Genomic DNA, 14,642 nt, shown 5'->3' with positions numbered 1-14,642 from the left:
TTTTGCCGGGTGGCGGCTTCGCCTTACCCGGCCTGCATTTTGCTCTCGTTTGCCCGGTAAGGCGAAGCCGCCACCGGGCAAACGTTCTCAGCTGTACTGCCGCACCCGCGCCACCAGAGCTTCCGCGCTGTCGATACGGTCGGCAATCACAATCAGCGCCTTGCCGAGCGTTATCGCGTGGCGAAGGCATTCGTGGCGCATCGCCTCGTCCTGAATGGTGTCGATATCCGCGACGTGGGAAAGCCCGACGCTGCGGCGAATGAGTTCGGTGCCGCAGAAGCCAATGGCGTCATGCCAGACCTTTTTCAGGAACGCGGAGGCATAGCCCGGCGCGCTGAGCGCCGCGTCGCGCGTTTTCTCGTGCGCCAGCGCCTGGAAGCGCTCCGCGAAGGTGTTCCACAGCTCCTGAATATCGGTCAGGCGCTGCTCGCGCGCGGCGGCGGCATCGCGAATGCCCAGGTGCCCCGGCAGGCCGCAGAAGTTGAGCAGCAGGTTGCCGATGGCGGTGCCGATATCAAATCCAATCGGGCCAAAATAGCCGAACTCGGCATCGATGGCCTTCAGGCTGCCGTCGGCCACAAAAATCGAGCCGCTGTGGATGTCTCCGTGCAGCAGGGCTTCAGCCTGAGAAAAGAAGCGGTGCTTGAGGGCGGCCACGGCAATTTTCAGCTGGGCGTCGTCGCGCAGGGCGGCGACGTCGTTTTCCAGCTCGGCCGGGTAGCTGTTGCGTTCGTGGATCTGGTACGGATCGTTGAAGAACAGATCTTCGGTGATCTCGCACATCTCCGGGTTGATGAATTTCGCCACCTGCGCTTTCTTCTCGTGCGGATGCAGGAAGAAATCGCTGGTGTGGAACAGCGCGTGCGCGAGGTATTCACCCAGCTGACGCGCCGCCTGCGGGTAATAATTATTTTTGATCAGCTCGCCGCGCCAGATGCGATGGCTGGAGAGATCTTCCATCACCATTACCGCCAGTTCCGGGTCAAAGTGGTGGATTTTCACTGTGTGCTGCGGGCTGTGCCGGTAGTGCTCGACCAGGGTTTGCGCCTCCAGACGGGCGCGATCCAGCGTCAGCGGCCAGGACTCGCCGACGCAGCGCACGTAGGGCAGCGCCTGCTTGACGATGATGCGGCTCACGCCCGCGCTGTCGAAAATTTTAAACACCAGATTGAGGTTGCCGTCGCCTACCTCCTGCGCCTCCACCAGCGATGAAGGATCGTCAAGGCCGCCAAATTGCCTGGCATATTCCACGGCGTCCTGAGCGGTAAAGGTACGGTATTGCGACATGGCCTGCTCCTCACGGGTTTGCTAATAAAGACATGTAGACGTCTATACATCTGGATTTCATCCTGACACAATGTGCTACAACAACGCAACAGGGAATTAACGACATGCAGACATTACAGACGACCAGCCTGCGGGTAGCGGATAATCAGCTCTTTATTCTCGACCAGCAGGCCCTTCCGCAGGAGAAACGCTGGCTGGATGCCTCAACGGTAGAGGCGCTGGTGGGGCATATTCACGCCCTGCGGGTGCGCGGCGCGCCGCTGATTGGTCTCTCTGCAAGCCTGCTGCTGGCGCTGCTGGCGGAAAACGGCAAAAGCCGTGACGAGCTGGCGGTTGCGCTGGAAACCCTGCGCGCGTCCCGCCCGACGGCGGTGAACCTGATGAACAACCTCGACCGCATGAAGCGGGCGCTGTGGCAGGAAGAGTATGTTCCGGCGCTGGTGGCCGAAGCGCTGCGCCTGATTGACGAAGACAAACGACTTTGCGATGCGATTGCCAGCGCGGGCAGCGTGCTGGTGAAGCCCGGCAGCCGTCTGCTGACCCACTGCAACACCGGCGGGCTGGCAACGGCGGGCGTCGGCACCGCGCTGGGGGTGATTGCTCGCGCGCACCAGGAAGGCAACGTCAGCAACGTCTGGGTGGATGAAACCCGCCCCCTGCTGCAGGGCGGTAGATTGACCGCCTGGGAGCTGGGCGAGCTGGGCGTGCCGTATCAGCTGATTACCGACTCCATGGCCGCCAGCCTGATGGCGAAAGGGCAGGTCGACGCCGTGTGGGTGGGCGCAGACCGCATTGCGGCCAACGGCGACGTGGCGAACAAAATCGGCACCTACTCCCTGGCGGTGCTGGCAAAATTCCACGGCATTCCGTTCTACGTGGCCGCGCCGCAAACGACCCTCGATCCGGACTGCCCGAACGGCGACGCGATCCCGATTGAGCAGCGCGCCGCCAGCGAGGTGACGGGCGTCGCCGGAAGCTTTGGCGCGGGGCAGTGGGCGCCTGAAAACGCGAAGGTCTACAACCCGGCGTTTGACGTGACCCCAGCCTCGCTGATTAGCGGCTGGGTGCTGGATACGGGCGTGGTCACGCCGGAAGAGGTTGCGGAAGGGAAATTTGCCTGAGTCCGGCTATCCTTTAAGGGGCTCCCTTAAGAGGACAACACCGTGACGCTCGACCCTGAAACAGACTTAAAACTGGAGCGCGTAGTGGACGCACCGCGCGACCTCCTGTGGCTCTGCTGGACCACGCCCGAACACATCAAACACTTCTTCATCCCTGCACCGCATAAGGTGATCGACTGCGACCTTGACCTCCGCGTGGGCGGGCGGTTCAACACCGTGTTTGAGGTGGACGGTCAGCGGATGGATAACCGGGGTGTGTTTCTTGAAATCGACCCGGGGAAAAAGCTGGTCTTTACCGACGGCTATACCGAAGGCTGGAAACCGGCCGAGAAGCCGTTTATGACGGCGATCCTGCTGCTGGAAGAGGTGGGCGAGGGCAAAACCCGCTACACGGCGATTGCGCGCCATCCGACGAAGGAAATTCGTGAGCAGCACGAGCAGATGGGCTTCCACGAAGGGTGGGGGATTGTGCTGGATCAGCTGGTGGCGTATGTGAAGTCTCTTCGACCCCCTCTCCCTTGAGGGAGAGGGTTGGGGTGAAGGGGGAGAATTCATTGATCAAGTCGAAGATAGATTTCTTTTTTTAGTATTCCTCATCTGACGAAATATTGGCTCTCCCTTTTCATCAAAGTATCTTTCCGGCCATATCACATCGGGCGGAATGTCTAGCGCCTGTGCGATAAGCAATTCACCTTTGGGCCACGGTCGGGTAAGCGCGTTTGCCAATGTGGATGAGGAAAGGCCAGCCTTTCTGGACAACGCAGCCAGGCTTGTTCCATGTTTCTTTAGTGCGGCGATGATATCGGCAGGATGCCAGTTCTGATGACGCATTGTGTCCTCCTTACATGTGTTTGTTACGCGCTTAATTATCCTGTTTTGGGATAAAAACGCAATGAGAGGATATTCGATTTCAGGATATTTGTATGGAATCGGAACAATGGCCTCAGTCTATTCAGAAGAATACCAGCGTGTTATCAATGCGTTGAAGAAAGCTCGTAAGGAGAAGGGGATTACTCAGGCACAGCTTGCGGAAGCGCTGGGCAAACCGCAGTCGTTTATCGCTAAAGTGGAAAGCGGTGAACGCAGGTTAGACGTGGTGGAGTTTGTGCATCTGGCGAGATTACTTAGCTTAAGTAACGAAGAGGTCCTTACTATTTTACAATCTTTAAGATGTTAAAATAATGGGCGCATTATATTTATAGCGCCCTAACTCAAAAAAATCATCAATTTATCTCGTCGTCTCCATCATCTTTATTATAAATATCAGATATTGCAATTTTTATATCTAATGCTTTATGCAACATTTTATGTACTTTGATATGGCTTGCCCTCTTTATTTCAGCTTTATTTACAGGGCTGCTATCTCTGAAAGACCATTTATATGGTGTTAAAGGGCTAACTTTGAATCCTATCGCACTAATATTATATAAGCATAAAAATATCTCGTTAACAACATCAGATTCTCTTACTTCGCTATTGAGCATTTTAGATGCGATGATTGCGCATGGGTCATTAGTATTTTGAATGGCGAGTTCCGATGCTACAGATTCTATGTTATTTTTAGGAATAAGTGTTCGGGTGAATTTTTCTGGAACCTCTCTGAGAATTTCTATGGTTTCTTCGAAAGATGGATATATGTCTCCCCATTCTTCTTTTAAAGAACGCAATCTTTTTTCAGAATAAATACTTTCAGCTTTATGAATGGAATCCCAAGAGATTCGTTCTCTATTAAGTGCTATTTTAAAACATTCATTTACGAACTGTAAAACATCCCTTGGCCGATATAGTGTTCTCTCTATGATATACTCGATTGGCAACATTCCCTTACTCCCTCCTTTGGGGGAAGGGAAAAGATCGTTAATTTCGACGTTTTCTCTTGTATATTGTTTTTTGAAAACCTCTTGAATTCTCTTTGAAACTAATTCATTAAGTTGATTTGCGGTCCATTGAAGATCAAGGATATATGATTCATACTTCTCCTCTTGAAATCCAGAGCCTCGAGTAATATTGAATACAGATTTAAGAAGATCATGTCTTAAAGCAGCTATTATCTTGACGTTCTTGATACGTCTGAATACTTTTATCTCTTCAATTAATGCTCTTATGAATTTATATCGAGTGTTGTTTTCGGCCCAGTTTTCATCAAGCTGATCTATTACAATGTAATGTTTCTTTTGAAGATCGGAAAATGAATGTTCTGCAAGCATGTCGAGAACTTCATTTAATTTTTGAATTTGCATTCCACTAACAACTTCAGAAGCTCTTTTCTTTATTTCATGCTTATCTTCCTCAGATATTCTCTTAGCTGTCTCAGCATTTAATTCAATACCATGAAGTGCTGTGCCTATTTTAGCTTTAGTGTCATTTTCAAGTTTTTTTGTTATTTCTCTCAAATGTGTGTCTGTATCAATCCAAAATTTATCCCCCCATTCTCTAAAATATTCTAATGCGCGCTTCCTGATCTCATCTTTTCTTAAAAAACTCGCTAAGCTGGTAAGGAAATTTCTTGTGTCACTCTCGCTGTTTATATCATGACGTATTTTTAAAAACTCCATTATAAGTATGTGCCGCCAGAGTATCTTATAAAATAAATCTAAATTTACGTCTAGCGCTTCAAAAAAAGAAATAATATCTGAGTGTTCAAGAAAACGAATAGATATATCGTTAGGATCAAGCTTTTTGTATCTATATGCTTTGTTCATTACTTTGTGCAATAATGCACTTTTCCCTGCTCCAGTTCTTCCTACAACAATAGACGAAGTATCATTAGTATCTAGTAATTTTGACAGATATCCACTATCTACAAAGCATTCATCAAGTAATTGTGTATCGGATTCAGCATCGAGTTCGCCAATTCTTAAGTTTTGTCGTATTATTATTGGGTTTTTTGCCATGTTAATCTCTTTGGGAATAAGTAATAATCATTAACGGTAAATTTATTTTTATAGATTATTAGTAGTGTTTTTGTCTTAATGAAGTAAAGTATTTGTGATTTGCTTCTCAAATTTAAGAGTAAGATATAATTTATAAAAGTTCCTTCATCTTGAAGGAACTGTACTTGTTTATTTGGACATTATTTTAGGCGTGGATACGCATCCGCAATCGCATCCCCGGTAAACTGGGCAACCCAGCCTTCCGGGTTATCGAAAATACGAATCGCCGTAAAGTTCGGCTCTGAGCCCATATCAAACCAGTGCGGCGTGCCCGCGGGCACGGAGATAAGGTCGTTTTTCTCGCACAAGACCTGATATACCTCATCGCCGATGTGCAAGCAGAACAAGCCCGCGCCTTCCACGAAAAAGCGTACTTCGTCTTCGCCGTGGGTGTGTTCGTTCAGGAACTTCGCGCGCAGCGCGTCTTTCTGCGGATTGTCGGCGCGCAGGCTGATCACGTCCCAGCTCTGATAGCCCTTCTCTGCCACCAGTTTGTCGATCGCATGTTGATACGCCTCGATCACGGCTTCAGGCGCGGGATCGTGTCCTAAATCGCGATCCGCCGCCCAGCGTTCAAACCGCACGCCTTTCGCGTTGAGCTGTTGGGCAATCTCGGCGGCGTCGGTGCTGTGCCACTGGTGCTGACTGGCGTCTTTGTCGGAATAAATGGTCAATGCGCTCATGAAGGGATCTGCTCCGGGTTAATCTCGTCAAACTGGTGGACCTGATGGTGGTGGCTTGCGCCGTCATCATCACCGCGAATCAGCTGCAGGGTACGAAAACCTGCCTGTTCAGCCGCGTCCAGCTCCTGATGAATATCGGAGAGGAAGAGGATCTGCGACGGGGCTATGCCCGTTTGTGCCGCAATGTTCTGATAAGACTGCACCTCGCGCTTGGCGCCGATGTGGGTGTCGAAATAGCCGCTGAACAGATGAGTAATATCACCTTCGTCGCTGTAGCCAAATAACAGTTTCTGCGCGGCGACGGAGCCAGAGGAATAAACATAGAGATCAATCCCTTGCGCTTTCCATTTTTCCAGTGCCGGGAGCACGTCCGGGTAGAGATGGCCGGTAAAGTCGCCGTTAACGTAGCCGTCGTGCCAGATGATCCCCTGCAGCGCTTTGAGCGCGGTCGATTTGCGGTCTTCATCCATAAAGGCAAACAGAGCGTCGATAAGTTCGCTGACGCTGGCGTGTGGGTGACCGATTTCATCACGCAGGTTGTCCAGAATGGATTTCACCGGCTCGGCGTACTGCTGAGCGGTCACGAAGGCCGCCAGCCGCTCACGCGCGTAGGGGAACAAAACATCATGGACAAAACGAATATCGCTGGTGGTCCCTTCAATATCCGTCACAATCGCGCGAATCATACTCTCTCCAGTTGTCGTAAACGCATTTCGCATTCAAATAAGAACTCTAATCCTTCCAGATGACGCCGGGCTTCGGCCACGTCGCGTCCCCAGCAGGTTAAGCCATGACCGCGCAGAAGAAAACCATAATTAAGCGGCCGTTCCTGGGCGTAATGAGCGATGCGTGAGGCGAGGGCGTCGATATCCTGGTCGTTATCAAAGACCGGGATTGCCACCGTATCCAGATGCGTGGTTTGTCCGGTGAGGGATTTTTGCATCTCAAAGCCGCTGATGTTGAGCTCGGCCTCTTTGACCAGACGCGACAGCACCGTGGCGTTAACCGTGTGAACGTGCAGCACGGCGTTGGCTTCCGGGAACAGGCGATAAATCAGCGTGTGCAGACCGGTCTCCGCCGACGGTTTACGACCGGACGGCGCGCGGTTGGTGGCGATCTCCACCTGCAGAAAGTCATCGGTTGTGAGGCTACCTTTGTCTTTGCCGGATTCGCTGAGCCAGCAGAGATGTTCGTCCTGACGCACCGACATGTTACCGCCGGTAGCGGGCGCCCAGCCTTTGGCACCGATCCAGCGGCAGGCGTCGACCAGATGCGTGAGTTGCAGGTTGTCTGTCATTTTCCTTTTACCCTCTCGGCCAGGAATATTCATATGGTTTATACCCGTCATACTTCAAGTTGCAGGTGCGTTGGCTGCACTCACTCACCCCAGTCACGTACTTATGTACGCTCCCGGGGATTCGTTCCCTTGCCGCCTTCCTGCAACTCGAATTATTTAGGGTATAGACGTCTAAGCGTCTTGATTGCCAAAGACTAACATCGTGTTATAGTGGCAGCAACATAAGTATTACAAGCAGGCACAACACAATGAGCATTAACGCCTTGATTCCGCAAAGTAAACTTCCCAACCTCGGTACCACCATCTTTACGCAGATGAGCGCCCTGGCGCAGCAGCACAACGCCATTAACCTTTCTCAGGGGTTCCCGGATTTCGACGGCCCGGCTTATCTGCAGGCGCGTCTGGCGTATCACGTGGCGCAGGGGGCGAATCAGTATGCGCCGATGACGGGCGTGCAGGCGCTGCGGGAAGCGATTGCCGACAAAACGGCGGAGCTGTATGGCCATAAGCCCGATGCGAACAGTGATATCACGGTGACGGCAGGGGCGACCGAAGCGCTGTACGCGGCCATCACCGCACTGGTGCGCGCGGGGGATGAAGTCATCTGCTTTGATCCGAGCTACGACAGCTATGCGCCTGCGGTTGAACTCTCCGGCGGCGTGGTGAAACGCGTGGCGCTCCAGCCGCCGCATTTTCGCCCTGACTGGCAGGCGTTTGCTGCGCTGCTGAGTGACAAAACCCGTCTGGTGATCCTGAATACGCCGCATAATCCGTCGGCGACGGTGTGGCAAAAAGCCGATTTTGCCGCGCTGTGGCAGGCTATCGCCGAACGGGAAATTTACGTCCTGAGCGATGAAGTCTACGAGCACATCTGCTTTGCTGAGGAAGGGCATGCCAGCGTGCTGGCCCATCCGCAGCTTCGCGAGCGTGCTATCGCCGTCTCTTCGTTTGGTAAGACCTACCATATGACCGGCTGGAAGGTAGGGTACTGCGTGGCCCCGGCGGCCATCAGCGCTGAGCTGCGCAAAGTGCATCAGTACCTGACGTTTGCCGTGAACACGCCGGCTCAGCTGGCGCTGGCGGATATGCTGCGCGCGGAACCCGCGCATTACCGCGAGCTGCCGCACTTCTATCGTGAACGTCGGGATCTGTTTGTGGCGGCGCTGAGCCAAAGCCGCCTGGAAATTTTGCCGTCTGAAGGAACCTATTTCCTGCTCGCCGACTACAGCGCGATTTCCGAACTGGACGACGTTAGCTTTTGCCAGTGGCTAACGAAAGAGGTCGGCGTGGCCGCCATTCCATTGTCGGTGTTCTGCGCCGATCCCTTCCCGCACAGGCTGATCCGCCTGTGCTTTGCGAAGCAGGAATCGACGCTGCTGGCGGCGGCGGAGCGTTTGAACACGCTCTGATTATTTCACCGTCCACGCTTCTGAGTAACGGCGGTCTGCAAACAGCTCCAGCAGACCGTTGATTTGCTTGAGGCGCAGCACCTCATCGCTGTCCATGCCCAGCTCTTTGCCTATTCGCTCATCATTCCAGCCGAGCTGTGCCAGTTCGCGCACGATATCTGACATGGCGTTGATTTGATGCCGACCCCGCGCCCGATTGTGGCGAATCGTGGCGGCCATACGGTCATGTTTATCCTTCCGGTGCTGGCGCAGGCAGGTGACGGGGAGATATCCCCTGAGCTGACGCTTCAACGCCGCCCGATTTTTGCCGATTTCGTGGCGATGAAAGCCATCCACAATTTCGTAGTGATGGGTTTCACTTTCCGTCACAACAATAGGTTGGGTGAATCCATCAAGTTCGAGCGACTTGCTGAGCAGCCGTTTTTCCGGAGGGGCAACGTTATTGGGGTTGTAGTCGTTAGCGATAATCGCGTCCTGTTTGATCCAGAGAACGCAGTCTATCGGTTGCTCGCGAAAAGGGCTGTTTTTATGGATCGCTTCACGAAAGGCATTGATGGCAGTAATCCGATCCTCCTCGCAAAGTGACTGAAGGTACGTTTCGATCTCGGTAATTATTCTTTGTCGCATAAAATGCCCCACTCCTTGCGCTTCGCCTTCACTCGTTCGCTGTAGCGCTGATAATGTTTAGGTTTATTCGGGCTGAACGACAGCGCCCTGCACCAGTAGTCATTATTAAGTAATACCTTACAAATACGGCGCCATGAGGGGATGTCCTTGGCGCCGATATCGCCGTCCTGCGTCTCGGGGATATCCGGCATGCCTCTCTTCTGATACCAGTGCAGATAGATCGCGATTTTATTGCGGTAATGCTCAGCCGTGTTTTGCGGCATGCTGTTCAGCAGGAGCATGGCGTAGTCGCGCCAGCCGAGGTGATCGGGTTTGAGGATTTTCCGGTGGCCATAAAAGTGGTTGTCCTGCCCGGCGTAGAAGCCGCCGCTGCGCACGCCGCTGACGCGCTCGCACATGGCGGCCCAGCGCTCGGGCTCGAGAACGTGATAGAGCCAGAGTCCCTGGCGCTGTTCCGGGCCGAAGGGTTCGCAGATGCGCATATAGCGCGGCGGGACGACCGCCTGAAACATGAGGTTGTAGAGCGGGTTATAGCTGCTTCCGGATTTTGCAAACCATGTCCAGATGTCTGCGGTTTTCCAGTCGTAAAGAGGATAGACGTACCACGCGTGCCCGCCGGGCGCGGTGGTTGTCCAGGGCTTATCGTCCGCGAAGCGATGCTTGCGGTTGTTGGCGATGGTCAAAAATCGGTTATAGGATTCATCGGCGCGAATGCCCACCAGCATGGCTGCCGGACGGTGCAGGGCAAACCAGTCGGAAAACGAGCGGACAAAGGCTTCAAAGGTCATTCCCGTCTGGTAAAAATCAAAATAATCCGCAGCGGTGATGGCGCCTTCCGGTGGCTGGCGCACCCAGCGCACGTCCGGCGCCCAGCATTGCCATTCAGGCTGATACTGTGAGAGGGAATTTTGCGTGGTCAGCGGAAGCGCCACCCAGTAAAAGTGCTCGATGACGTCCCGGTAGCCTTCGCGCAGCGCATTAACGTGCTCAATGGTGCAGGAGAACTGTGCTTCCCAGTCAATAAACAGCACGCTGATTTTTCGTTTTTGCGCCCGGGCCATTTGCGCGGTGAGATGCAGCATGACGGTGGAGTCTTTGCCGCCGGAGAAGGAGACGCAGATGCGGGAAAAGGTGGCGAACGTCCAGCCGATGCGCTCCTGCGCGGCCTCCAGCACGTTAAGCTGCAGGGGATATTTATACAGTGACATGTTCAATCTCTTCCTGAGTATGACTGTCGGGGGCTTTTATTTACGCTGATTAACCATGAATAGTAAAGATATTAAGGAGAAACCGGAATAATAAGATCTTCCATTATCGAATTTGTTGCCAAAATGTAATTAAAAAGCCCTCAGGAAATATCGAAAATTATTCTGCTTCGATTTTTTCAATGAACTGCGAAAACACGCTGCTGTTTAGCGCTGAGCGATTGTAAAGCATATAAACATCTAATTGCGGAGTCTCAAAAGGCAAGGAAATGCTCTTCAGGTTGAGATGGTCTTTATATCGTTCAAACAATATTGTTGGTACAAAGCCTATTAAATCACTCACGCCAATAATATTCATAATCGAAAGCAGTGAGTCACTGCGGAAACAGACATTGCGTTCCGGAAGGAGAATGTTTGACTGCAGCTGGAACTCTTTTATGCCATTCTCCTGACTGCGCATCAGCGTGAATTTTTCCTGGCTGAGTTCCTCGAGCGTTGCGCTATCGCCGAGGCGGGGGTGATCTTTGCTGCACGCCACCTGTATTGAAAACTTCATAAAGCGGGTACAGACGATAGAGCGACTGTTAACCGGAGCAAAGCTAAACACCAGATCGGCCTTGCGGTAGGCGAGCAAATCCTCGGCTGACTCAGGGGATAAGACCACATCATTATGTTCTATGTCGTAATTCCCTTCGGCAAGCAGAGAGCTTAGCAGGCCGCCGAAGCGCCCATGGGCCACAATCTGCGGGCAGTAGATGACAAAGCTCTTTTTGATCTGCGCGTTATTCAGGATATTAATGGTTTGCTCAATGCTATTAAGGTTTTCTTCCAGATGGTGATGCAAATTGATCCCCACTGTCGTCGGGGTAATGCCTTTACCCGAACGAATAAAAAGCGGGTCATTCAGTTGCGCGCGCAGGCGTTGCAGGGACTGGCTCACTGCTGAGGGCGTGATGTAGAGTGTTTCCGCTGCCTTGCTAATGCTAAGGTGCTGATAAATGCACTCAAAAATGACTAACAGATTAAGATCGAATTTTTTAAGGTCGTAAAGATTTGCCATAAATCATCCTGAGTGTGTTGTTGTCATCACATTACTGATAACTATAGTTCGAAGTTAATCATTTACAATCCTTGTGATTAACCTACTTAATTTGTTTTAAATACGAGCTTAATATATCACGAGGCTGGATTATTGAAATAGAACTTCAGCCGTTATTAAGATATTTTTATCTTTAAAACTTGCGGCGTTGTTCTCAAATAACCATTATTGGTTATACATTCGCTGTGACTCATTATTGTCACTTTCGTTCTGGCCACCAGGCAGACCACTTATTGCAACTCATTCTCATTATTAAGCCTCTCGTTGAGTCAGGCAGACGCGGAGGCTATTCGGTAAAACCTATCACAGCCATAGGGCGGAATGCCGGCGTGACGCATTGCCCAAACTGAAAACCGGTGCTGTAATCAAACCGCTGTTACGGCCTGAAATAAGGTATGTAGAGCGCAACGCAACGCCAGCCCAGGCTGGCACTGAAAGTTCCTGTGGAAAGTTCAGGTATCAGGGCCGCCCACCAGGGCGGCCTTTTTACGTTCAGGCTTTCCGTTAGTTCCGTTCACAAGGTTGTCTTGTTGGCGTTGTAAGGTTTGGCTGATTGATTTGATAAAGCATACGCATTAGCCCCGATGGATAAAGTTGGTTACCTTACATCTCAACGAAAACACGGAGGAAGTACAGATGTCTTTGATTAACACTAAAATTAAACCTTTCAAAAACCAGGCGTTCAAAAACGGTGAGTTCATCGAAGTAACCGAGAAAGATACCGAAGGTCGCTGGAGCGTCTTCTTCTTCTATCCGGCTGACTTCACCTTCGTTTGCCCGACCGAACTGGGCGACGTGGCTGACCATTACGACGAACTGCAGAAGCTGGGCGTAGACGTTTACTCTGTGTCTACCGATACCCACTTCACCCACAAAGCATGGCACAGCAGCTCTGAAACCATCGCCAAAATCAAATACGCGATGATCGGTGACCCGACTGGCGCCCTGACCCGTAACTTCGACAACATGCGTGAAGATGAAGGCCTGGCTGACCGTGCGACCTTCGTTGTTGACCCGCAGGGCATTATCCAGGCTATCGAAGTTACCGCTGAAGGTATCGGCCGTGATGCGTCTGACCTGCTGCGTAAAGTAAAAGCAGCGCAGTATGTCGCTTCTCACCCAGGCGAAGTGTGCCCGGCTAAATGGAAAGAAGGCGAAGCAACGCTGGCGCCATCTTTGGACCTGGTCGGCAAGATCTAAGTCTGTAAAGCCTGGCGGCGCTGCGCTTGCACAGGCCTACAGTATCGTAGGCCGGGTAAACGACGAGCCACCCGGCAATCAATGGGCGCACCCGCGCCCATTTCATTCCAGCACCATGATGCAAGTTGCATTCAGGCCGCCCGTAAAAGGCAGCTTGCATGATGACGTTTTAAGAGAGGGAAGAACCATGCTCGACACCACGATGAAAACCCAGCTCAAGGCCTACCTTGAGAAACTGACCAAACCCGTTGAGCTGATTGCCACGCTGGACGACAGCGCGAAATCGGCAGAGATCAAGGAACTGCTGGCAGAGATCGCTGAACTGTCACCAAAAGTGACCTTCAAAGAGGATAACTCGCTTAACGTCCGTAAGCCGTCTTTCCTGATCACTAATCCAGGCTCTGGGCTGGGGCCGCGTTTTGCCGGCTCACCGCTGGGGCATGAATTTACCTCGCTGGTGCTGGCGCTGCTGTGGACCGGCGGTCATCCGTCGAAAGAGGCGCAGGCGCTGCTGGAGCAGATCCGCGACATTGACGGTGATTTTGAGTTTGAAACCTATTACTCGCTCTCCTGCCACAACTGTCCTGACGTGGTGCAGGCGCTGAACCTGATGTCGGTCCTCAACCCGCGCATCAAACACACGGCAATTGATGGCGGTACCTTCCAGAATGAAATCACCGATCGCAACGTGATGGGCGTTCCGGCGGTGTATCTGAACGGTCAGGAATTCGGCCAGGGCCGTATGACGCTGACGGAAATCGTCGCCAAAGTGGATACCGGTGCCGAAAAACGTGCCGCAGAAGCGCTGAACAAACGCGATGCTTACGACGTGCTGATTGTCGGTTCCGGCCCTGCGGGTGCGGCGGCGGCAGTCTACTCCGCACGTAAAGGGATCCGTACCGGTCTGATGGGCGAACGTTTTGGTGGCCAGGTACTGGATACCGTGGACATTGAAAACTATATCTCCGTGCCGAAAACCGAAGGCCAGAAGCTGGCCGGCGCGCTGAAGGCGCACGTCAGCGATTACGACGTGGATGTGATCGACAGCCAGAGCGCCAGCAGGCTGGTACCTGCTGCGGTTGAGGGTGGTTTACACCAGATTGAAACCGCCTCCGGCGCGGTGCTGAAAGCGCGCAGCATCATCATTGCCACCGGCGCGAAATGGCGCAACATGAACGTGCCGGGCGAAGATCAGTACCGTACCAAAGGCGTGACCTACTGCCCGCACTGCGACGGCCCGCTGTTTAAAGGTAAGCGCGTGGCGGTGATCGGCGGCGGAAACTCCGGCGTGGAAGCGGCGATCGATCTGGCGGGGATTGTTGAACATGTAACCCTGCTGGAGTTCGCGCCAGACATGAAGGCCGACCAGGTTCTGCAGGATAAAGTGCGCAGCCTGAAAAACGTCGACATCGTGCTGAACGCGCAGACCACGGAAGTGAAGGGCGACGGCAGCAAGGTCACCGGTCTGGAATACCGCGACCGCGTGAGCGGCGACGTGCACAGCGTGCAGCTTTCAGGGATCTTCGTGCAGATTGGTCTGCTGCCAAACACCACCTGGCTGGAAGGGGCGATTGAGCGCAACCGCATGGGCGAAATCATCATCGATGCCAAGTGTGAAACCAGCGTGAAAGGCGTATTTGCCGCGGGCGACTGTACCACCGTACCGTACAAACAGATTATCATCGCCACCGGCGAAGGGGCGAAGGCGTCTCTGAGCGCGTTTGACTACCTGATTCGCACCAAAACCGCATAAGAAAAGAAAGTAAGGCTACACCTGCAAT

Annotated in this window: 15 protein-coding genes; 6 read left to right on the top strand and 9 right to left on the bottom strand. The window is 52.6% G+C overall.

From position 1 onward, the window contains the following. Positions 1-87 precede the first annotated feature (87 nt). Positions 88-1,287, bottom strand: a complete 1,200-nt coding sequence (gene mtnK / locus HMPREF3143_RS00540) for an S-methyl-5-thioribose kinase (RefSeq protein ID WP_070531304.1) — start codon at positions 1,285-1,287, stop codon at positions 88-90. A gap of 104 nt (positions 1,288-1,391) precedes the next feature. Between mtnK and mtnA the strand changes: the two genes are divergently transcribed. Both mtnA and HMPREF3143_RS00530 read left to right on the top strand, forming a co-directional pair. Further along, entirely contained in the window at positions 1,392-2,408 is a 1,017-nt protein-coding gene (gene mtnA / locus HMPREF3143_RS00535; protein ID WP_070531302.1) for an S-methyl-5-thioribose-1-phosphate isomerase, read from the top strand. A 42-nt stretch (positions 2,409-2,450) separates the two neighbouring features. Continuing rightward, positions 2,451-2,930 carry an SRPBCC family protein gene (locus tag HMPREF3143_RS00530; protein ID WP_070531299.1) on the top strand — a complete coding sequence of 160 codons (480 nt, stop codon included), beginning with the start codon at positions 2,451-2,453 and terminating at the stop codon, positions 2,928-2,930. A gap of 36 nt (positions 2,931-2,966) precedes the next feature. Here the strand turns inward: HMPREF3143_RS00530 and HMPREF3143_RS00525 are convergent, their stop codons facing one another. Then, positions 2,967-3,239, bottom strand: coding sequence for a helix-turn-helix domain-containing protein (locus tag HMPREF3143_RS00525; RefSeq protein ID WP_023332372.1), 273 nt, complete (start codon positions 3,237-3,239; stop codon positions 2,967-2,969). A gap of 106 nt (positions 3,240-3,345) precedes the next feature. On the opposite strand from HMPREF3143_RS00525, the gene HMPREF3143_RS00520 reads away from it, so the two are divergent. Next, complete coding sequence (locus HMPREF3143_RS00520; protein WP_058653568.1) at positions 3,346-3,585, top strand: helix-turn-helix domain-containing protein; 240 nt, start codon at positions 3,346-3,348, stop codon at positions 3,583-3,585. Positions 3,586-3,631: 46 nt separating this feature from the next. Here HMPREF3143_RS00520 and HMPREF3143_RS00515 read toward each other — a convergent pair whose 3' ends face one another. The 4 genes from HMPREF3143_RS00515 to HMPREF3143_RS00500 form a co-directional block, all read right to left on the bottom strand. Continuing rightward, positions 3,632-5,302, bottom strand: a complete 1,671-nt coding sequence (locus HMPREF3143_RS00515) for a P-loop ATPase, Sll1717 family (protein ID WP_058653566.1) — start codon at positions 5,300-5,302, stop codon at positions 3,632-3,634. Positions 5,303-5,481: 179 nt separating this feature from the next. Then, positions 5,482-6,024, bottom strand: a complete 543-nt coding sequence (locus HMPREF3143_RS00510; protein ID WP_070531296.1) for a 1,2-dihydroxy-3-keto-5-methylthiopentene dioxygenase — start codon at positions 6,022-6,024, stop codon at positions 5,482-5,484. After that, entirely contained in the window at positions 6,021-6,710 is a 690-nt protein-coding gene (gene mtnC, locus HMPREF3143_RS00505; RefSeq protein WP_023334872.1) for an acireductone synthase, read from the bottom strand. Before mtnC ends, HMPREF3143_RS00510 begins: the two co-directional genes overlap by 4 nt. Further along, positions 6,707-7,321, bottom strand: a complete 615-nt coding sequence (locus tag HMPREF3143_RS00500) for a methylthioribulose 1-phosphate dehydratase (protein ID WP_023618408.1) — start codon at positions 7,319-7,321, stop codon at positions 6,707-6,709. The genes mtnC and HMPREF3143_RS00500 overlap by 4 nt, the downstream gene beginning before the upstream one ends. A 248-nt stretch (positions 7,322-7,569) precedes the next feature. Between HMPREF3143_RS00500 and HMPREF3143_RS00495 the strand changes: the two genes are divergently transcribed. Next, positions 7,570-8,730: a pyridoxal phosphate-dependent aminotransferase gene (locus HMPREF3143_RS00495; RefSeq protein ID WP_048962802.1), complete on the top strand. Its 1,161-nt coding sequence runs from the start codon at positions 7,570-7,572 to the stop codon at positions 8,728-8,730. Here the strand turns inward: HMPREF3143_RS00495 and HMPREF3143_RS00490 are convergent, their stop codons facing one another. The 3 genes from HMPREF3143_RS00490 to HMPREF3143_RS00480 all read right to left on the bottom strand — a co-directional run bounded on the left by HMPREF3143_RS00490 (position 8,731) and on the right by HMPREF3143_RS00480 (position 11,622). Next, on the bottom strand, positions 8,731-9,357 hold the full coding sequence (locus HMPREF3143_RS00490; RefSeq protein WP_070531291.1) for an IbrB-like domain-containing protein: 627 nt from the start codon (positions 9,355-9,357) through the stop codon (positions 8,731-8,733). It lies immediately after the preceding gene. Then, positions 9,342-10,565 carry a phosphoadenosine phosphosulfate reductase gene (locus HMPREF3143_RS00485; protein WP_070531288.1) on the bottom strand — a complete coding sequence of 408 codons (1,224 nt, stop codon included), beginning with the start codon at positions 10,563-10,565 and terminating at the stop codon, positions 9,342-9,344. Before HMPREF3143_RS00485 ends, HMPREF3143_RS00490 begins: the two co-directional genes overlap by 16 nt. Before the next feature lie 157 nt (positions 10,566-10,722). Beyond that, positions 10,723-11,622, bottom strand: coding sequence for a DNA-binding transcriptional repressor CitR (locus HMPREF3143_RS00480; RefSeq protein ID WP_046092231.1), 900 nt, complete (start codon positions 11,620-11,622; stop codon positions 10,723-10,725). Positions 11,623-12,297: 675 nt separating this feature from the next. On the opposite strand from HMPREF3143_RS00480, the gene ahpC reads away from it, so the two are divergent. Together ahpC and ahpF are read left to right on the top strand one after the other, a co-directional pair. Then, the gene (ahpC, locus tag HMPREF3143_RS00475) at positions 12,298-12,861 is read left to right on the top strand and encodes an alkyl hydroperoxide reductase subunit C (protein ID WP_008501015.1); all 564 of its coding nucleotides are present in this window, start codon (positions 12,298-12,300) and stop codon (positions 12,859-12,861) included. 187 nt (positions 12,862-13,048) lie between these two features. Next, positions 13,049-14,614 carry an alkyl hydroperoxide reductase subunit F gene (gene ahpF, locus HMPREF3143_RS00470; RefSeq protein WP_070531285.1) on the top strand — a complete coding sequence of 522 codons (1,566 nt, stop codon included), beginning with the start codon at positions 13,049-13,051 and terminating at the stop codon, positions 14,612-14,614. Positions 14,615-14,642: the final 28 nt, after the last annotated feature.

The sequence above is a fragment of the Enterobacter sp. HMSC16D10 genome, assembly GCF_001807145.1.
In the GTDB taxonomy this organism is placed as follows: domain Bacteria; phylum Pseudomonadota; class Gammaproteobacteria; order Enterobacterales; family Enterobacteriaceae; genus Enterobacter; species Enterobacter roggenkampii.
Note: the sequence above shows the minus strand (reverse complement) of the source record. Positions and strands in the feature narration are given on the sequence as shown.